At 66.0% G+C, this 18,727-nt stretch carries 14 protein-coding genes; 7 read left to right on the forward strand and 7 right to left on the reverse strand.

What is annotated here, in order from left to right; all coding sequences use genetic code 11:
• Nucleotides 1–1,946 precede the first annotated feature (1,946 nt).
• From PO768_RS22570 to PO768_RS22580, 3 genes are all read right to left on the reverse strand, one after another.
• Nucleotides 1,947–3,017 (reverse strand): TolB family protein, encoded by a 1,071-nt coding sequence (locus PO768_RS22570; RefSeq protein WP_272647849.1) that lies wholly within the window; start codon nt 3,015–3,017, stop codon nt 1,947–1,949.
• Nucleotides 3,018–3,079: 62 nt separating this feature from the next.
• Nucleotides 3,080–3,448, reverse strand: a complete 369-nt coding sequence (locus tag PO768_RS22575; RefSeq protein ID WP_272647850.1) for a hypothetical protein — start codon at nt 3,446–3,448, stop codon at nt 3,080–3,082.
• A 240-nt stretch (nt 3,449–3,688) separates the two neighbouring features.
• Nucleotides 3,689–4,915 (reverse strand): ABC transporter permease, encoded by a 1,227-nt coding sequence (locus tag PO768_RS22580; protein ID WP_442953284.1) that lies wholly within the window; start codon nt 4,913–4,915, stop codon nt 3,689–3,691.
• A 639-nt stretch (nt 4,916–5,554) separates the two neighbouring features.
• On the opposite strand from PO768_RS22580, the gene PO768_RS22585 reads away from it, so the two are divergent.
• The 5 genes from PO768_RS22585 to rocF all read left to right on the forward strand — a co-directional run bounded on the left by PO768_RS22585 (nt 5,555) and on the right by rocF (nt 11,076).
• Nucleotides 5,555–6,658 (forward strand): ABC transporter ATP-binding protein, encoded by a 1,104-nt coding sequence (locus PO768_RS22585; RefSeq protein ID WP_272647851.1) that lies wholly within the window; start codon nt 5,555–5,557, stop codon nt 6,656–6,658.
• 199 nt (nt 6,659–6,857) lie between these two features.
• Nucleotides 6,858–8,291, forward strand: coding sequence for a S41 family peptidase (locus PO768_RS22590; RefSeq protein WP_137944040.1), 1,434 nt, complete (start codon nt 6,858–6,860; stop codon nt 8,289–8,291).
• Nucleotides 8,292–8,362: 71 nt separating this feature from the next.
• Nucleotides 8,363–9,127 carry a HesA/MoeB/ThiF family protein gene (locus PO768_RS22595; protein WP_272647852.1) on the forward strand — a complete coding sequence of 255 codons (765 nt, stop codon included), beginning with the start codon at nt 8,363–8,365 and terminating at the stop codon, nt 9,125–9,127.
• A gap of 112 nt (nt 9,128–9,239) precedes the next feature.
• Entirely contained in the window at nt 9,240–10,127 is an 888-nt protein-coding gene (locus PO768_RS22600; protein ID WP_262970934.1) for a TIGR00730 family Rossman fold protein, read from the forward strand.
• A gap of 28 nt (nt 10,128–10,155) precedes the next feature.
• Entirely contained in the window at nt 10,156–11,076 is a 921-nt protein-coding gene (gene rocF / locus PO768_RS22605) for an arginase (protein WP_272647853.1), read from the forward strand.
• A gap of 164 nt (nt 11,077–11,240) precedes the next feature.
• Here the strand turns inward: rocF and PO768_RS22610 are convergent, their stop codons facing one another.
• The 3 genes from PO768_RS22610 to PO768_RS22620 all read right to left on the reverse strand — a co-directional run bounded on the left by PO768_RS22610 (nt 11,241) and on the right by PO768_RS22620 (nt 13,718).
• On the reverse strand, nt 11,241–11,744 hold the full coding sequence (locus PO768_RS22610; protein WP_272647854.1) for a MarR family winged helix-turn-helix transcriptional regulator: 504 nt from the start codon (nt 11,742–11,744) through the stop codon (nt 11,241–11,243).
• Between the two features lie 52 nt (nt 11,745–11,796).
• Nucleotides 11,797–12,798, reverse strand: a complete 1,002-nt coding sequence (locus PO768_RS22615) for a hypothetical protein (protein WP_272647855.1) — start codon at nt 12,796–12,798, stop codon at nt 11,797–11,799.
• 89 nt (nt 12,799–12,887) lie between these two features.
• Nucleotides 12,888–13,718 carry a DUF429 domain-containing protein gene (locus PO768_RS22620; RefSeq protein WP_272647856.1) on the reverse strand — a complete coding sequence of 277 codons (831 nt, stop codon included), beginning with the start codon at nt 13,716–13,718 and terminating at the stop codon, nt 12,888–12,890.
• 35 nt (nt 13,719–13,753) lie between these two features.
• Here PO768_RS22620 and PO768_RS22625 point away from each other — a divergent pair, with 35 nt between their 5' ends.
• Nucleotides 13,754–15,232, forward strand: a complete 1,479-nt coding sequence (locus PO768_RS22625; RefSeq protein WP_272647857.1) for a S10 family peptidase — start codon at nt 13,754–13,756, stop codon at nt 15,230–15,232.
• A 26-nt stretch (nt 15,233–15,258) separates the two neighbouring features.
• Entirely contained in the window at nt 15,259–16,917 is a 1,659-nt protein-coding gene (locus PO768_RS22630; RefSeq protein WP_272647858.1) for a GGDEF domain-containing protein, read from the forward strand.
• A gap of 15 nt (nt 16,918–16,932) precedes the next feature.
• On the opposite strand, the gene PO768_RS22635 is transcribed toward PO768_RS22630, so the two are convergent.
• Nucleotides 16,933–18,489 (reverse strand): methyl-accepting chemotaxis protein, encoded by a 1,557-nt coding sequence (locus PO768_RS22635; RefSeq protein ID WP_269839032.1) that lies wholly within the window; start codon nt 18,487–18,489, stop codon nt 16,933–16,935.
• Between the last annotated feature and the right edge of the window lie 238 nt (nt 18,490–18,727).

Below are 18,727 nucleotides of genomic sequence, written 5' to 3' on the forward strand. Positions count from 1 at the left end.
CGGAACACTGCTGATCAGGGTGCGCACTGCGGCTTGCTGCACTTCATCACGCACAGACGCACATCATTGATGGTGATCTTGTTGTCGCCATTGGCGTCGCGCGCATCGCCCGCCACCGGGGTCTGCCCGATGCTGCTGCGAATCGCGTTGACATCGCTGATGTCGATGGCGCCGTTCTGGTCGATGTCGCAACTCAGGTTGTCACTGTTGACGGTCAGGTCGTAGAGCACCGGAGAGTCGCCGGCGGTGTTGGCATTGAGCCGCGCCTGAATCTGNTTGACGTCGACGGCGCCGTTCTGGTCGATGTCGCAGCTCTGATTGGCGCTGTTGATCGTCAGGTCATAGAGGATCGGCGATTCGTTGCTGTCGTTGGCAATCAGCCGGGTGCGCACCTGAAGATACCGGCCACTGCCCGTGAAGTTCGTGTTTTTGCTGACCGGCACATAGGGCTGCAGATCGAGCGATGCGGCCACATCGGCGCTGCGCGTTGCCACTTCGACCGACGCGCCACTGGGCACCGTGTCAGTCCAGTTCACCTTGCCCCAAGGCGTCGCACCGGCGCCACTGTCATAGACCACGGTCCATGTGCCTTGCTTGTTGTTGGTGGTGTTCTTGGTGGTCAGGCCCGAGCCGTCGGTGTAGACGTAGGGAAACGCGCCGGTAGGAAACACACCCAGCGAAGCCCCGTCCGTGCCGCGGTACTTGGAGACGTTGTTGCTGCTGATGTTCATGACCCAGACGTCGTTGTTGCCGTCGACCATGACCCCGTAGGAGTAGGACGCGCCGGGCTGAGGCCCCTTCTGCCAGAGCAGCGTGCCATCGGGTGCAAACTTGGCCACGCCGCTGGTGTCGGTTGACAGGATGTTCCCCGCGCCATCCACCGCAATGCCGGAACCTGAATAGGACACTGTCGGCGGCCTGCTGAAGGTATTGGTCGCCGGGTCGAAGGCAGTCCATGCATTGCCACTCAGATTGGCCTGGTAGATCTTGCCGTTGCCTTGCGCAATGCCGTAATCAAAGCCGAAAGGGTTGGGGAAATTGCTGGCCGCCCCGGTGTTGGTATCCACCCGACCCAAGCCGCCCGACCCCAGCGTGGCGCTCCACAGCACACCATTCTTGTCCACCGTGCAACCATAGGGGTTCCAGCCATTGAGCTGCACATACTGCCCGCCCACACCGCCAACGACGGCGGCTTGGCTGCCATCCGTCGGATTGACCCGGAAGTAGCGTGCCTGATCCCACATACCGACCCAGAGCTTGCCATCGGGCGCAATGCACAAGGCACGCCCAAAGGTATTGCCCGCCGGCCCGATGCGCTGAGCCCAGGCCACGCGCTCATCGCCAAGACCCGCGTTCGTGTTGGCCGACATCGGCTTCATCTCGGCCGCCGTGATGACCCCGTTGTTGTTCAGGTCCGATGAGGTATCGATCAAACCATTGCTGTTGCGGTCTACGGCCGTGTCGACAAGAACCTTGATCAGCAGCGGCGGTTGGCCTGAGCCGGGTTCGCGATTGAGCACATAGGCATTGCCATCGACGTCGATCGCAATGCGCGATGGATTGCCGCCCACCCCGCTGCCCAAAGGCCCCGCATAGGTCTTGTAGCGCGCAACCTCCTTGTTGAGTTCGGTGTCGTACTTGGACACCGAATCCTCATCATGGTTGGCAATGAAGATGTACTTGGATCCAACCCCCACCAGATTGAGCTGCAGCTGATTGCTGTTGGGCGCGGTGAAATTGACGTTCTCAAGAATCCCGAGTGAGAAGTCGGCGTCCAAGGTGTAGGTCTTGCTCGCAGCGTTCGCACCCAGGGCGAGCATGGCAAGGCTGAGGAGACTGAGCTTGCAGAGGCAAGCAGAGCGTGTGAGGACGCGATTGTGGTTTGTCATAAGACCTCCATCTGGCATGTCTTGCCGGTAGGGCTGGCTGTCGCCGGGTTGATGTCCTTACTTCATGCCTGCCACTTGCACGCGTGGCCGGCTGCAACACATGGCAATGCCGGTGTCGTAGCCCTGATCGGTCGACAACTGCCGGACCTGCCGGCCCTCGCTGTCTGACGAAAAAATCTTGCCGCCGCCGGCCAGGAACTTCACAAAGAAGATCCGCTGGCCGTCCGCGGACCAACGCGCCAGCAGATGCTCGGCACCGTCGTCAGTGAGTCGCTGAGGCTCAGTCGCGCCCTTCACCTGGATCGTGTAGATGTCCTGCCGAGAGGCCCCATCACGCAGGGCCAAAGTCAGGAGCCGCGAACCATCGGGCGACCACTGAGGATCGTTGTAGCGGCCCTTGCCACTGGTCAGCGCTTGCTTGTCTGTGCCGTCCGGCGACATCAGATGGATGTGGTTGCTGCGATTCTTGCTGACGGTATAGGCCAGACGTTTGCCATCAGGAGACCAGACCGGACCCTGTTCAGCCGCAGTGGGAGGCTCTGCACTGAGCAGGCGAGAGGCCCCGGAGCTGAGGTCCAGCACCTTGATCTGTGGCATGCGGGGATGCTTCAACACGACATAGGCCAGCCGTTTGCCGTCCGGAGAAAACGCCGGCCCTGCCTCTTCCTCGTCGGACTCAGTCAAGCGCTTGAGATCGCTGCCATCCGCTTTCATGAGGTAGAGCTTGGCGCTCTTGTCCATGAAGGAACGAAAGGCGATAAAGCGACCATCGGGACTCCACACCGGTGAGCTGTTCAACACCTCACCGCGGGTCAGCCTGCGAACATCCCCGCTGGCCAAGTCCGCGACATGGATCTCAACACCTCGGCCGCGGCTCGCCGTGAACAGCACTCTGCTGCCGTCCGGCGACCAGCTCACCTCGCCCGCCTCCATAGGTTCCTGCGTCAGCCGATGCGTCTGGGTGCCGTCTGGGCGCATGCGGTACAGCTGAAACAAGCCTCCTGCACGATTGGAGGTGAAAACGATGTCGTCCGGCCCTGCCGCAGCAGCAGCGGCCGCGAGTGGCAGGCCAGCCAATAAGACAAGGCTGCATGCAGCGGCCAGTCGAGGCCAAGTCCTCAGCTTCATCACTGTCTCCTTGCAAATCTTGAGGTACGGCCCGCCCACCGGGTCGGACCGGAGCGAGACGCTCAGGGACGCGCGTTCAGAACCGCCGTAGCCAGCGAGCGGCCGGCACTGTCCGTCACGGTCAGCGCGTGCACGCCGCTTGCGGCCGGCACGAAGCTGTAACTGAGCGCGCCTTCAGGCGTTGCCACCGCGCTGAAGCCAGCCTCTGCGCCGCCGGGCCGTTTGACCAGGACTGTCAAAGCGGCGTTGGGGACAAAGCCTTTGCCAGAGAAGACGGTGGCCTGTGAGACCTTGCCGACCGATGGTCCGCTGAAACTCGGGGCTGCCAGCGCTGCGCTCGAAAGTGATAGCGCCGCACAAACAAGGAACGCGTTGAGGGGTCTGCAAAACCGGCTCAACAAGGGAGAAGCAGAATCCGATTGTTGCGGCATGGCGGGTCTCCGTGATGCTTGTCTCGGACCGGGTTGTATCCCCCGGGGTTGCCACCATTCTTGGTAACAAAACGATTCATAGCAATGCAAGCCACCGCACGAACAGCGCCCAAATACCCCTCAATCAGGGGACAAAAATCGAGTGCCCCCTAGGTTGAACAGCAGTTTTCAGACGTAAAGCTAATGCAAGTCAGTCTCACCCTGATTCCCTGCAGGAAGCAGCAAAGAAAGCGCGTGAGATCAGGACTTGCGCATCGCCCGTGACAGCATGATCACGGGGATCAGCCCGACCAGCACGATGGCCAGCGAGGGCAGCGCAGCCTCGCCCAGGCGTTCATCGCGCGCCAGCTGATAGGCGACAACGGCCAAGGTGTCGCTGTTGAAGGGCCGCAGCACCAGGGTGGCCGGCAACTCCTTCATCACATCGACAAACACCAGCAGCGCTGCGGCCCAAGCCGAGCGCGCCAGCAAGGGCGCATGCAGTTCGAGAAACATCCGGGTGCGCGAGGCGCCCAGCATGCGAGCGGTCTCGTCCACGGTCGGCGAGATGCGGGCATAGCCGGCCTCCAGTGACTGCAGGGCCACGCCGGAGAAGCGCACCAGATAGGCATACATCAGGCCGGCGATGGTGCCTGTCATCAGGCTGGTCAAGCCCAGCTGCGGCCATCGTTCCTGCAGCCAACCCAGCGGCAGCAAAATGCCGATCGCGATCACCGCGCCGGGCACGGCATAGCCCAGCGACACGATACGGGTCGAGACGCCCAGCAGGGCCGAGCCCGAGCCGCGCACCCGCCCCAGGTAGGCCAGCACCAGGGCCAGCAGCACCGCCAGCAAGGCGGCCAGGCCGGACAGCTTCAGGCTGCTCAGGCTCCATTGCACAAAACGCGCCAGCGGCAGCCCCAACTCGGCATGCAAGGCCTCCTGCCACAGCAGTTGCAGGAGCACCAGCACCGGCACGACAAAGCCCAGCAAGATGGGCAGCGCGCACAGCAGCACGGCCGCCAGCGCGGCGCCGCCATGCAGCGGCAAAGGACGCGCCTCGGCTGCATGCAGCGCGCCGCTGCGGCTGCTGGCAAAACGCAGCTTGGCCTGAGCACGCCGCTCCAGCCACAGCAGGGCGCCAACCGCCAGCAGCAATACCGAGGCCAGCTGCGCCGCCGCGGTCTTGTCATTCATCACCAGCCAGGCCTTGTAGACACCGGTGGTCAAGGTGGTCAGTCCGAAATAGGCACCGACGCCGTAGTCGGCCAGCGTCTCCATCAGTGCCAACGCGATACCGGCGGCCAGCGCGGGACGGGCCAGCGGCAGCGCGACCTCGCGCACCCGGCGCGTGGTGCCGGCGCCCAGCATGCGCGCCGCCTCCATCAAGGCCACGCCCCGCTCGCTCAGTGCGGTGCGGGTCAGCAGATAGACATAAGGGTAGAGACACAGCACGAACAGGCCCACCGCGCCGGGCAGGCTGCGCACATCGGGCCAGAGCGCGCCCTGCGCCCCGGTCAGCGCGCGCAGCCAGGTCTGNCCACGCCCCGCTCGCTCAGTGCGGTGCGGGTCAGCAGATAGACATAAGGGTAGAGACACAGCACGAACAGGCCCACCGCGCCGGGCAGGCTGCGCACATCGGGCCAGAGCGCGCCCTGCGCCCCGGTCAGCGCGCGCAGCCAGGTCTGCAGCGCGCCGCTGTATTGCAGGGCATCGGTGTAGGCATAGGCAGCCACATAAGCCGGCATCGCCATCGGCAGCAGCAAGCCCCACTCGAAGAAGCGCCGGCCCGGAAAGTCAAACAGGCTGACCGCCGCCGCCGTGGCACCGCCGATCAGGGCCACGCCGATGGCCACACAGACCGACAGCAGCAAGGAGGCCCAGGCGTACTCGGGCAGCACGGTCTGCAACTGGTGCTGCAGGATGGCCAGGGCCTGCGCATCCAGCGCCAGCCAGGAACCCAGGATGCCCAGCACGGGCACGGCCAACAAAAGGCAGACAACAGTGATCAGGCGCAGCATGCGGTGGTTGGCGCGGACGCCAACGCGTGGCAGGCCAGCTCTTGATATCGGTCAAACGAGAACGATGCGCATTCGAATGCGCATTCCAGCCCGGTATCATAGGTCCATGTTTCTCGCACTTGATCAGGTCGGCCTGCGCTATCCCGGCGCCGCCGGCGGGCCCGCCGGCAAGGCGGCGGTGGACGGCGTCTCCTTCGGCCTGGCACGCGGCCAGATCGGCGTGCTGATCGGCCCCTCGGGCTGCGGCAAGACCTCGCTGCTACGCAGCATTGCCGGCCTGGAGCGTCTGCACAGCGGCCGCATCCTGATCGACGGCGAGGCGCTGGCCGATGCCGCCACGGGACTGCACCTCGCCCCGGAGGCGCGCCGTATCGGCATGGTGTTCCAGGACTACGCGCTGTTTCCGCACCTCTCGGTGGCCGACAACATCGGCTTCGGTCTGCGTCACCTGGCCCGCGAGCCGCGCCAGCAGCGCATCGCCGAGGTGCTGGACCTGGTTGGCCTGGCCCATGCGGCCAAGCGCGCACCGCATCAGCTCTCCGGCGGACAGCAGCAGCGTGTCGCGCTGGCGCGGGCACTGGCCCCGTCACCGCGTCTGCTGCTGCTCGACGAACCCTTCTCCAGCCTCGACGTCGATCTGCGTGAACACTTGTCTCAAGAGCTGCGCGGCATCCTGCGCGCCAGCGGCACTACGGCGCTGTTCGTCACCCATGACCAAGGCGAGGCCTTCGCCATCGGCGATGTCGTCGGTGTGATGCAGCATGGCCGGCTGGAGCAATGGGACGAGTCCTACAGCGTCTACCACCGCCCGGCCACCCGCTTCGTCGCCGATTTCATCGGCCATGGCGTTTTTGGTTCCGGCCGCATCGTCCAGGGCAGCACCGACCCGGTGGTGCAGACCGCACTGGGTGATCTCAGCGATGCCGGCGAATGCGCGCTGCCCTCGGCCTACCCTGGCGGCGAATGCGAGGTGCTGCTGCGCGCCGATGACATCGTGCATGACGACGACGCGCCGGTGAAGGCCCGGATCGAGCGCAAGATCTTTCGCGGCGCCGAGTTCCTCTACACGCTGCGCCTGTCCAGCGGCGAGCAGTTGGTGGCCCATGTGCCCTCGCATCACGACCACCAGGTCGGCGAATGGATAGGCATACGCGCCCATGTCGACCATGTTGTGACTTTCGGCAGACCCAGCCCGGTTGCCGCAGAGTAGGCCTAAGCAAACTTGTGTAAAGCGGCGGTATTTCGACGCAAAGAACGCTTGAATGCGCCGAATAGCCCAGCAAATGGGGGCCTCTACCGAGGCTTGCTGTCAAGCAGCGCCCTATACTCGCTGCAAGGTCTTCGCTTCTGGCTTAGTCTGTGGCGCAAGCTCTGAATGGCTGTATTTCACCGATAGGACACACCGCATCATGGGTGCCAAACTTAAAGTAGCAGGCTGGGTCGCGTTGGGCGCCCTGGCGGGCGGAATGACCACGATGCAGTTGCAGGCCAACGCCCGCAGCAGCCTGTCGCCATTGCCGCTGGAAGAGTTGCAGCAGCTCGCGGCGGTGTTCGGCATGGTCAAGAGCGACTATGTCGAGCCGGTCGATGAGAAGAAGCTCATCAACGACGCGATTGCCGGCATGGTCTCCGGACTCGACCCGCACTCGCAGTTCTTCGACAAGAAGAGCTTCAAGGAATTCCGCGAAGGCACCAGCGGTCGCTTTGTCGGCGTCGGCATCGAGATCGGCATGGAAGATGGCCTGGTCAAGATCGTCTCGCCTATCGAAGGCTCGCCCGCCTTCCGCGCCGGTCTGAAGAGCGGCGACCTGATCAGCCGCATCGACGACACGCCGGTCAAGGGCCTCGGGCTCGACCAGGCCGTCAAGCGCATGCGCGGCGAACCCAATACCAAGGTGCAGCTGATGATCTTCCGCAAGGCGGAGAGTCGCAGTTTCCCGGTCACGATCACCCGCGAGGAAATCCGCGTGCAAAGCGTGCGCGGCAAGGTCATCGAGCCCGGCTATGCCTGGCTGCGCGTCAGCCAGTTCCAGGATCGCACGGTCGACGACTTCGTCAAGAAGCTCGACGAGATCCTCAAGCAGGAGCCCAATCTGAAGGGCCTGGTGCTCGATCTGCGCAACGATCCCGGCGGCCTGCTGGAAGCCTCGGTAGCGATCTCCGCCGCCTTCCTGCCCAAGGGCGTGGATGTCGTGTCCACCAATGGCCAGATCGCCGACTCCAAGGCCAACTTCAAGGCCGACCCCGACTATTACCAGCGCCGTGGCGGCAGCGACCCGCTGAAGAAGCTGCCGGCCTCGCTGAAGACCGTGCCCCTGGTGGTGCTGGTCAACGAAGGTTCAGCCTCGGCCAGCGAGATCGTCGCCGGCGCACTGCAAGATCACAAGCGTGCCGTCGTGATGGGCGCCCAGACCTTCGGCAAGGGCTCGGTGCAGACCGTGCGCCAGCTCAGCCCGGAAACCGCGCTGAAGATCACCACTGCGCGCTACTACACGCCCAGCGGCCGCTCGATCCAGGCCAAGGGCATCGTGCCCGATGTGCTGCTGGACGAAACCGCCGAAGGCAATGTATTCGCTGCGCTGCGCATGCGCGAGGCCGATCTTGAGAAGCACCTGAACAACGGCCCCGAGGAGAAGGATGAGGCGCGCGAGAAGGCCCGCGAGGAAGCGCGCCAGAAGCTCGAGGCCGAGTTCGCCAAGAAGAACGAGCCGCCCAAGCCCCTGCCCGAGTTCGGCTCGGCCGAGGACTTCCCGCTGCTCCAGGCGCTGAACCAGCTCAAAGGCAAGCCGGTGGCCGTCTCGAAGACCGCGACCGAACGCAAGGCCGAGGCCAAGATCGACTGAGCCCGACCCGCGCTGCAAGAAACGGCCCGCTACAAGCGGGCCGTTTGCATGGTCGGCGCTATGCTTGGTGCATGAACGATGAACAGCTGTTGCGCTACTCGCGCCATATCCTGCTGGACGAGATCGGCATCGAGGGCCAGCAAGCCCTGCTGCAAAGCCATGCGCTGATCATCGGCGCCGGCGGCCTGGGCTCCCCGGCGGCGCTCTACCTGGGCACGGCCGGCATCGGCCGGATCACCCTGGTCGACCACGACACGGTGGATTTGACCAATCTGCAGCGCCAGATCGCCCACAGCCTGGCGCGTGTCGGCAAACCCAAGGCCGAATCGGCCGCCGCCGCGATCACGGCGCTGAATCCCGAGGTGCAGGTTCGCACCGTGGCGCAGCGCGCCGATGCGGCCCTGCTGGATGAACTGGTCGCGAGCGCCGATGTGGTGCTGGACTGCAGCGACAACTTCGCCACCCGCCAGGCCGTCAACCGCGCCTGCGTCAAGCACCGCCGGCCACTGGTCTCGGGCGCGGCACTGGGCTTCGATGCCCAGATCAGCGTCTACGACAGCCGCAGCGCCGACGCCCCCTGCTACGCCTGCCTCTTTCCGCCCGACGCCAGCTTCGAGGAGCAGCGCTGTGCCACGATGGGTGTGTTCGCGCCGCTGGTGGGCATCATCGGCAGCCTGCAGGCGGCCGAAGCCTTGAAGCTGCTGCTGAAGCTGCCCGGCCTGACCGGGCGCCTGCAGATGCTGGAGGTGCGAAGCATGGACTGGAGCGAAATACTTGTGCACAAAGACCCAGCATGCCCGGTGTGCAGCAGCAAAAGTCGAAGTGCCGCCGAATAAATATCAATTCTGACAGAGAAGTACGCAAGAAAATTCCTCGCAGCCTGACCTATGCTGCGCCCCGGGCGGCCCGGCCGCCCGTCTCCAGGCTGCCCGTCGGGCAGCTTTCCAGATGAACAAGCGCAATCAGCTCACCGCCCGCAATTTCCCCAGCGCCAAGGAGGAGGCCAAGGCCCTGGCTCAGTCGCCCCCGCTGGGCGACTATGACGGCCCGCAGAGCGCCTACCGCCTGGCCTTCACCGACACCGACTTCCTGCTGCGCGAGGACATGCGGCCGATCCGCATGCAGCTCGAGCTGCTCAAGCCCGAGCTGGTGCAAAACGAGCTGGGCATCAAGGCCACCATCGTGATGTTCGGCAGCGCCCGCATCCCCTCGGACGAAACCGCACGCGCGGCGCTGGCCCAGGCCAAGCTGGGCGGCGACGAGGCCGTGATCAAGCGTGCCGAGGTGCAGCTCAGCATGAGCCGCTACTACGAGGAGGCGCGCCGTTTTGCCCACATTGTTACCAAGGCCTCGATGGAGCGGGCCAACCCGATCTATGTGGTGACCGGCGGCGGCCCCGGCATCATGGAGGCCGGCAACCGCGGCGCCTACGAGGCCGGCGGCAAGAGCATAGGCCTGAACATCGTGCTGCCGCACGAGCAGCGACCCAACCCCTACATCACGCCCGAGCTCTGCTTCCAGTTCCACTACTTCGCGCTGCGCAAGATGCACTTCCTGATGCGCTCGGTGGCCCTGGTCTGCTTCCCCGGCGGTTTCGGCACGCTCGACGAGCTGTTCGAGACCATGACCTTGATCCAGACCGGCAAGTGCCGGCGCCGCCCCATCCTGATGTTCGGCCGCGAGTTCTGGACCCGGCTGATCAACTTCGAACTGCTGATCGAGACCGGCATGATCAGCCCCGGCGACGAGGAGCTGTTCCACTTTGTCGAGAGCGCCGAAGAAGCCTGGGAGTTGCTGGCGCGCGAGTACGAACTGGGCCAGGCCGGCAGCACCTGACATCACAAATCACTGAAAGAACCACACCATGACCACACTCAGAGCCGTCTCCCTGATTGGCGCCCCCACCGATATCGGCGCCGGCGCGCGCGGCGCCAGCATGGGGCCCGAGGCCTTGCGCGTGGCCGGCCTGGGCGCGACCTTGGAGAGCCATGGCGTCGAGGTGCTGGACCGCGGCAATCTGCTGGGCCCGGCCAATCCCTGGCTGCCGCCGGTGGACGGCTACCGCCACCTGAACGAGGTCGTCGCCTGGAACCGCTCGGTCCACGAGGCCGTGCATGCCGAGCTGAAGCTGGGCCGCATGCCTATTCTGCTGGGAGGTGATCATTGCCTGGGCCTGGGTTCGATCAGCGCGGTGGCTCGCCATTGCCGCGAGACCGGCAAGAAGCTGCGCGTGCTGTGGCTTGACGCCCATGCCGATTTCAACACCAGCGCGCTGACGCCCAGCGGCAATATCCACGGCATGCCGGTGGCCTGCCTGTGCGGCTTCGGCCCGCAGGCCCTGATCGAGATCGGAGGCCAGGTCCCAGCCATCAACCCGAAGTGGGTACGCCAGATCGGCATCCGCAGCGTCGATGCCGGCGAGAAGCGCTTTGTCCACGAGCAGGAGCTCGAGGTCTTCGACATGCGCTATATCGACGAGATGGGCATGCGCCACACGATGGAGCTGGCCCTGGCCACGCTGGATGCCAACACCCATCTGCACGTCAGCTTCGATGTGGATTTCCTGGACCCCGAGATCGCACCGGGCGTCGGCACCACGGTGCCCGGCGCCCCGACCTATCGGGAAGCCCAGCTGTGCCTGGTGATGAGTGCCGACACAGGCCGAATGGGCTCGCTCGATGTGATGGAGTTGAACCCGGCCCTGGATGTGCGCAACAAGACCGCCGAGTTGGCGGTGGACCTGATCGAGTCCCTGTTTGGCAAGAGCACTTTGATGAGGAAATGAGCTTGCCCTGCCCAGTGGGGCAGAAGGCAAGAGCACTTTGATGAGGAAATGAGCTTGCCCTGCCCAGTGGGGCAGAAGGCAAGAGCACCTTGATGAGGAAATGAGTTTGCCCTGCCCCTGCGGGGCAGACGGTAAATCGCCCCTGATGCGCAAGCAAACCTGCGCTAGGGCTCCAGCACCGCCAGCAGCGCCACCAGCCCCGCATCCAGCGCGCGCAGCTCGGCGGCCTTCAACGGTGCCAGGATGGCATGCTCGTTTTCCACATGGGCGGCCACCGCGCGGTCAATCAGGGCCAGGCCTTCGGGTGTCAGCTGCACCAGCAGGCTGCGCGCGTCGGCCGGATTGGGCAGGCGCTGCACCAGGCCCGCCGCTTCGAGCCGCTGCATGCGATGGGTCATCGTGCCGGAGCTGACCATCAGCTGCTGGAACAGCGCCGTCGGCGCCAGACAGAAGGGTGCGCCGGCCCGCCTGAGCGTGGCCAGCACATCGAACTCCCAGGCACTCATGCCAAAGCTGGCGAACACCTGGTCCAGGCGCTGCTGCAGCAAGGCGGAGCAGCGCTTGACCCGTCCAATCGTGCCCATCGGCGCCACGTCCAGATCGGGCCGCTCACGCCGCCACTGCTGCAGGATGCGATCCACCGCATCCGCTGGTTTCGCAAGGGTCACTGCCGGCTCCAACTGTCTCTATGTCGAGATTATCCCAGAGGACCCGGAGCGTTCAAGGCACGCGGAGCATATCGCGCTCGTTCACCCTCACCTGCCGAACATCGCCACCCTCCGGTGCATAGGTGAGCGTCAACGTCTTGCGTCGACCGGGCGCCGGGTCGCTGCCGGCCAGGCTGTTGTCCACCCGGAGCTCCAGGCGGTTGCGCCGGACCAACTCGCGCAGACGGTCGCTGACATCCACGGTATTGCTCCCGTAGCCATAGCGGGCACTGATGATGCGCAGCCGCGCGCCGCCGGCCTGGGGCTCATCGCCATCGTCACGGCCACCGCCCCAGCCGCCCGACCAGCCGCCGTGGCCCCAGTCGCCGCGTCCCCAGCCGGTGAACTGCGCGCCGTCCACCTGGCTGTACTCCTCGTACTCGAAGGTGCGCTGCTGGCCGTCACGGCCGCGCGCGAAGATGCGCAAGGTCTTGCGGCGACCCGGATCGGGATCGACGCCGAACACATCGTTGACCAGCTTGAAGCGTCGGTCCTGGCGGGCCAGTTGCTTGAGTTTCTGGGTGACATCGACATGGTGCTGCGCCGTGCCGTAGCGGGCCTGCAGGATCTGGTACTCGCCGTCATCATCGCGCCCCTGCGGACGCCCGCCGCCGGACGAGCCGTCGCCCCAGCCGCCTGACCAGCCGCCGTGGCCCCAGTCACCGCGCCCCCAGCCGGTGAACTGCGAGCCGTCCACCTGGCTGTACTCCTCGTACTCAAAGGTGCGCTGCTGGCCGTCGCGCCCGCGCGCAAAGATGCGCAGGGTCTTGCGGCGACCCGGATCGGGATCAACGCCGAACACATCGTTGACCAGCTTGAAGCGCCGATCCTGGCGGGCCAACTGCTTGAGCTGCTGGGTGACGTCGACATGGTGCTGTGCCGTGCCATAGCGGGCCTGCAGGATCTGGTATTCGCCGTCGTCGTCACGGCCCCGCTGCGCGCTCGCCGTGGCGGCCAGCATCAGCATCAGGACCAGGGCGGTCCAGCCCTGTCGCAGGATTGTTGCAAGACTCAAAATATGCTCCCTTTGTGAGTTGGTTCATCAACGCCGCAGCCGCATGCGCGGTTGTCCGCCGGCACGCGCCGGCCGTGTTTGAATTTGTTTCAGGCGCTGGTGATCCAGCCTTCCAAGGGATCGATCGCTGGCGGCAGACCATAGCCCTCACGGTCCTGCGCCCAGGCCGCCTGCATCAGACACAGCACCGCATCGAGCCGGTCGCCGCTGGCGTCAGCCACCAGCGCATCACGCTGTGCGTGGCTGAGCTTCAGGCGCAGCCCCAGCCGGCTGCGGCCCTGCTCCAGCGCTTCGAGCAGGTCCTTGCGCGCGATCAGGCGCTCGTCGCTTTGCTTGGCCCTGTCATCGCTCTTGTAGGAGCGCCGCGCGATCAGCTCGCGCGCCAGCAGGCCCGGATAGGCCTCCAGCGCGACCCGCTTCGCATCACCCGGATGAAGGCCCGGCAGATGGACACCGGCGCCGAGCAGCAGCGGCACACCGGCATGCAGCATATAGGCCACTGGCGGGTTGACCCACTTCATCGCCGACGAGGCACCGGCCGGCCCGTCGGTGGCGCGGTGGGCAAACTTGGCGCCGACCGGACGCGCGTCGCAGAAGGCCGCAAACTGCGCGCGGATCTCGGCGCGCGTCAGCGCCGCATAGTGCGAGATCAGCGCCGGCCATTGCTGCGGCCAGTCCAAGCTCTGCACCAGCTCGCGTGGCAGGCCGAAAGGAAAGTCGAAGCCCCCCAGCCAGGGGCCGGGGCGCTGCAGGAATTCGCCGAAGGCCGGCAAGCTGTCCAGCGCCTCCAGCCGCTCCAGCAGCAAGACCTGGCCCCGGCGCCGGCCCAGTGCGACGGTGATGGGTTTGCGCCGGGTCGGCGCGCTGCTGAAATCGACGCCCAGCAACAAGGGATCGGCGAGAGGGGCGCTAGAGTGCATGGTCAGCACTGTAACCAGCCGCGGAGAGCGACACGATGACGAACGAGGACAAGGCCGGTATCAAGGTCGAGGACAGAGGCGCGCCCATGGTCGAGCGCCTGGTGACGACCGAGCACAAGCTCAGCATCGGCAAGAAGACGCTGGAGTACAGCGCCACCTGCGGCACCCTGTTGCTGCGCGAGATCGAGATCAAGGAGGGGGAGCACAAGGGCGAGAAGACCCGTGCCAGCGTCTTCTTCATCGCTTACACGCTCAAGAACCCCAAGAAGCCGGAGAACCGCCCGCTGAGCTTCAGCTTCAATGGCGGGCCGGGCTCCAGCAGCGTCTGGCTGCACCTGGGCATCCTCGGCCCTCAGCGCGTGCCCACCGATGAGATGGGCCACTGTGGCGCGCCGCCCTACGGCCTGGTCGACAACGAGTTCAGCCTCCTGCTGGAGTCCGATCTTGTCTTCATCGACCCGGTCGGCACCGGCCTGTCGCGCATGGCCGAGGGCCAGAAGGCCGCCGAGTTCCACGACTACCAGCGCGACCTCGATGCGGTCGGCGAGTTCATCCGCCTCTACCTGACGCGCTGGGGCCGCTGGGCCAGCCCCAAGTACCTGATCGGCGAAAGCTATGGCACGACACGCGCAGCTGGCCTCGCCCGCCATCTGCAGGAAAAGCATGATGTCCATCTGAACGGACTGATGCTGGTCTCGCTGGCGCTGGACTTCCAGACCCTCAGTTTCGACGCCGGCAACGAGCTGCCCTACCCGCTGTATCTGCCCACCTATGCTGCCACCGCCTGGTATCACAAAGCGCTGCGGCCGGCGCAGCAGAAGAAGCCGCTCAAGCAGATCGTCGCCGAGGCCGAGACCTTTGCCAACGGCGACTACTGGCTGGCGCTGATGCAGGGCAGCCGCTTGACGCCGGCCGAGCGCGCCCATGTGGCCGATCAGGTGGCGCTGCACAGCGGCCTGAGCGCCGAGTATGTGCTGCGCTGCGACCTGCGCCCCACCGAGTTCCGCTTCTTCAAGGAGCTGCTGCGCGCGCGCGGTCAGACCGTGGGCCGGCTGGACAGCCGTTTCCTGGGGCTGGACCGGGACGACGCCGGCGAGCACCCCGAGGACGATGCCGGCATGAACAATCTGATCGGCGCCTATGCCACCGGCATCAATCGATTGCTGCACGAGCGCCTGGGCTGGACCGGCGACCAGCCCTATCTGCTGCATGCACCGCTGTGGAAGAGCTGGGCCTGGAAAGGCTACGAGAACAAATACCTCAGCGTCGGCGACAGCCTGCGCCGCGCGCTGCATGCCAATCCGGCGATGCGGGTCTATGTGGCCAGCGGCTATTACGACCTCGCCACCCCGCATGCGGCCGGCGATTACACCTTGGCCCATCTGGGCCTGCGCGAGCCGCTGCAGGGCCAGATCCGGGTCAGCTACTTCGAGGCCGGTCACATGATGTACATCCACCAGCCTTCGCTTGCGCGCATGGCCACCGAGCTGCGCGACTTTGTGCGCGGCGGTTGAGCCCTGGCTTGGTCTATGCTCGGACCATGGGTCTCAAGCCATTTGAAGAGTCTGTGGCCGCCGCCCTGGCCGAATCGGCCCGCGGCGACTATCAGGCCGCCACCGAGCGACTCAGCATAGCGCTGCTGCAGTGCCCGGCCAGCCACCAGCGCGGCAGAGCACGTGTGCTGGCCCAACTGGCCCATGACTACCCGCGGCTGGGCAATCTGCAGGCCAGCGTGCGCTGCGCCAGCGAAGCGGTGGCGCTGGCCGAGCACCTGGGCGACGCGGCCGTGCAGGCCGATGCCCTGACCTCGCTGTCCTTTGTCTATGCGCAGCTGCTGATGGGCCGCGACGCGCTGGAATGCGGGCTGCGGGCGCTCGCCTGCGCCCGCAGCAGCGCCGACTCGGTGCGCGAGGCCTGGGCGCTGAACCGTATCGGTGTGGCCTACTCCAGCCTCGACAACCCCGCCCAGGCCTGCGACACCACGGCGCAGGCGCTGGAGATCGCGCTGACGCAAGGCAATAGCGAGCTGAGCTTCTCCTGCCTCAACAACCTGGCCTACTTTTGGCTGTCGCGGCGCACCGAGGCGCACCGTCGCCAGGACGCCGAGGCGCTCGAGCTTGCCCGCACGCAGGCACGCAAGCTCTCTGAGCAGGCCACTGCGCAGGCGCGAGCCTCGGGCAGTCACTTTCAGGTGGCGGTGGCGGTGTCCAACCTGGTCGAAGCCCTGCTGGGCTGCGAAGAGTACCCGGCGGCTCGGCCACTGCTCGACGAGTTTGAAGCCCTCGCGCGCCAGCATGGCTATCTGGCGCTGCAATTGCAGGCCACCGTGCAGAGAGCCTTGATACTGAAAGCCACCGGCCAGATCGATGCGGCGCTGCGGCAGTTGCAGACCTTGATGGATAACCAGCGCGACCGTCTGCCACCCAAGCTGCTGCGTGGACTGATCTATTCACTGTATGAAACCCACAAGGCCTGCGGCGACTACCGCGCTGCGCTAGACCATCTGGAACGCCACACCGAGTTGGAGAGGCAGACCGCGCGCGACACCATGGCCGTGCAGACCGAGGTGATGCTGATACGCCAGGAGGTCGAGCAGGCCCATGCCCGCGCCGAGCATGCGATGCAGGATGTGCAGCGCGAGCGCAAGCGTGCCCGCCAGCTCGAGCGTGACCAGTTGCGCCTGCGCGACCAGGCGGCCGCGCTGGATCGTGCGGCGCACGAAGACGTGCTGACCGGTCTGCACAACCGGCGCCATGCCGAGTTCGCCCTGCCGCTGCTGATTGAAGGGGCTCGCCAGGCCGGCAAACCCATCAGCCTGGCAATGCTGGATGTCGACCACTTCAAGCAGGTCAATGACGACTTCGGCCACGGGGTGGGTGACCGCGTGCTGCAGCAACTGGCCCAGCTGCTGCGTCAGAAGGTGCGCAGCGCCGACCTGCTGGCCCGGGTCGGGGGCGAGGAGTTCGTGATCGCCCTGGTCGGCACGCAGCCAGACCGCGCGCTGGAGATCTGCGAGCGGCTGCGCCAGGCCGTCGCCGACTACCCCTGGGGGCAGGTCGCCCCGGGGCTGCGGGTGCGCGTCAGCATCGGCTTGGCGGCCGGCGAACCGCCGGCCGAGGCCCGGCTGCTGCAGGAGCGCTCCGACCGCGCCCTTTATGCCGCCAAGCGCGGCGGTCGCGACCGGGTCTGCAGCGGCTGATCGGGGGGTGGCCGCTCAGGCCAGCTTGAACACCGACACCGAGCGTGCCAGCTCGTCGGCCTGCATCTGCAGGCTTTGCGCGGCGGCCGCCGACTCCTCGACCAGGGCCGCGTTCTGCTGCGTCATCTGGTCGAGATTGGCGATCGCCTGGCCAATCTGGTTGATGCCGGTGCTTTGCTCACTGGTGGCATTGCTGATCTCGGAGACGATGCCGCTGACCCGCTCGATCGCTCCCATGATCTCCTGCATCGTGTGGCCGGCCCGCTCGACCAGCTGGGCGCCGTTCTCGACGTTCTCGCCACTGGCGGTGATCAGGGCCTTGATCTCCTTGGCCGCCTCGGCGCTGCGCTGGGCCAGGGTGCGCACCTCGCCGGCCACCACCGCAAAGCCGCGCCCCTGCTCGCCGGCTCGCGCCGCTTCGACGGCCGCATTCAGCGCCAGGATGTTGGTCTGGAAGGCAATGCCGTCGATCACCGAGATGATGTCGCTGATCTTGCTGGACGAGGCCGAGATGCGGCCCATGGTGCTGACCACCTCGCCGACCACCGCGCCGCCGCGCTTGGCCACCTCGGCCGCGTTCAACGCCAGCTGATTGGCCTGGCGGGCCGAGTCGGCGTTGTGTGTGACGCTGGCGGTCAGTTCCTCCATCGCCGACGCGGTCTCCTCCAGATTCGAGGCCGCCTGCTCGGTGCGCATGCTCAGGTCCTGGCTGCCCACCGCCACCTCGCGCGAGGCCGTCGCGATGCTGTCGGTGGCGCTGCGCACACCGCTGACCACCGAGCTCAGCGAGCCCTGCATCGCCGCCACGCCGCGCATCACGGCGGCGGTCTCGTCGGCCCCGGCCACATCGATGCGCTCGCTGAGGTCATGGCGCGCGATCTGCTCGGCGCTGGACACGGCCGCCTTCAGCGGCTGCAAGATGGAGCGGATATTGAAGAAGGTGTAGGTGCCGATGACGGCAACGGCCACCGCCATGATCAGGTTCAGCGCCAGCCGGATACGCGCCTCCTGCGCAGCCAGGCGCTGCACCTCCTCGGCCGAATGCTGCTCGATCAGCTCGGTCATCTCGCCGAGCTGTTTGTCGAGCGCGCGCACCGGTCCCTTGATCGGCTCGGTCGCCTTATTGGCCGCAGCGGTGTCGGCAAAGGCGCCGGCCGCGACATCGCGATGGATGCCCTGGAAGCCGTTTCTATAGCCCTCCAGCGACTGCAGCATCTGCGGTGGCAAGGCCTTGATCTTGGGCGCGATATCCAGCTTGGCGATGGACGCCAGGCCCTGGGTGACACGCTCGTAGGCGCCGTCCCAGTCCTTCTTGTAGCGAGCCACCGCCGCAGCGTCGCTGAGGTTGATCAGCAAGTCCTTCTCGTAGCGGCGCAGATTGCCGACCCCGGCGCGGATCTCGGCCAGCACGACCAGAGAGGCCACATCATTGTTCTGATAGTGGGCGAACTGATCGCGGGCCTCGGAGAGGCTCCACAGCCCGCTGCCTCCGATCACCAGCATCGCCAACATCGAGAGCGCGGACAGGGCATAGAGCCGGGCGCGGATCGTGAATCGGTGCAGAGCCAGCATGGGACCTCCGGACCACCCAACGACAGGTGTGCGAATAGCGTACTGCGGAGCCCTCAGGAAAGAAAGGCCCGCCGCGCAACAAGTCCCGGGTTCAGGGGAGGGGTCAGGGCTTGCCCCAGAGCTCCGCCATGCAGGCCGCGAAATCGGCCCGGATCCGCTCCTCGGCCGGATGGCGGCCCTGCTGCAGCTGCGGCCGCCCCGCCACATAGACGTCCTGCCAGGCCCGCTCCTGACTGGC

The sequence above is a fragment of the Paucibacter sp. XJ19-41 genome (assembly GCF_028462495.1).
GTDB lineage: Bacteria > Pseudomonadota > Gammaproteobacteria > Burkholderiales > Burkholderiaceae_C > Roseateles_E.

Excerpts from the sequence above, each read along its gene's own strand:
- PO768_RS22575 (WP_272647850.1), bottom strand. The coding sequence starts at position 3,448 with ATGCCGCAACAATCGGATTCTGCTTCTCCCTTGTTGAGCCGGTTTTGC.
- PO768_RS22600 (WP_262970934.1), top strand. The coding sequence starts at position 9,240 with ATGAACAAGCGCAATCAGCTCACCGCCCGCAATTTCCCCAGCGCCAAG.
- rocF (WP_272647853.1), top strand. The coding sequence starts at position 10,156 with ATGACCACACTCAGAGCCGTCTCCCTGATTGGCGCCCCCACCGATATC.
- PO768_RS22620 (WP_272647856.1), bottom strand. The coding sequence starts at position 13,718 with ATGCACTCTAGCGCCCCTCTCGCCGATCCCTTGTTGCTGGGCGTCGAT.
- PO768_RS22590 (WP_137944040.1), top strand. The coding sequence starts at position 6,858 with ATGGGTGCCAAACTTAAAGTAGCAGGCTGGGTCGCGTTGGGCGCCCTG.
- PO768_RS22635 (WP_269839032.1), bottom strand. The coding sequence starts at position 18,489 with ATGCTGGCTCTGCACCGATTCACGATCCGCGCCCGGCTCTATGCCCTG.
- PO768_RS22595 (WP_272647852.1), top strand. The coding sequence starts at position 8,363 with ATGAACGATGAACAGCTGTTGCGCTACTCGCGCCATATCCTGCTGGAC.
- PO768_RS22630 (WP_272647858.1), top strand. The coding sequence starts at position 15,259 with ATGGGTCTCAAGCCATTTGAAGAGTCTGTGGCCGCCGCCCTGGCCGAA.
- PO768_RS22570 (WP_272647849.1), bottom strand. The coding sequence starts at position 3,017 with ATGAAGCTGAGGACTTGGCCTCGACTGGCCGCTGCATGCAGCCTTGTC.
- PO768_RS22625 (WP_272647857.1), top strand. The coding sequence starts at position 13,754 with ATGACGAACGAGGACAAGGCCGGTATCAAGGTCGAGGACAGAGGCGCG.
- PO768_RS22585 (WP_272647851.1), top strand. The coding sequence starts at position 5,555 with ATGTTTCTCGCACTTGATCAGGTCGGCCTGCGCTATCCCGGCGCCGCC.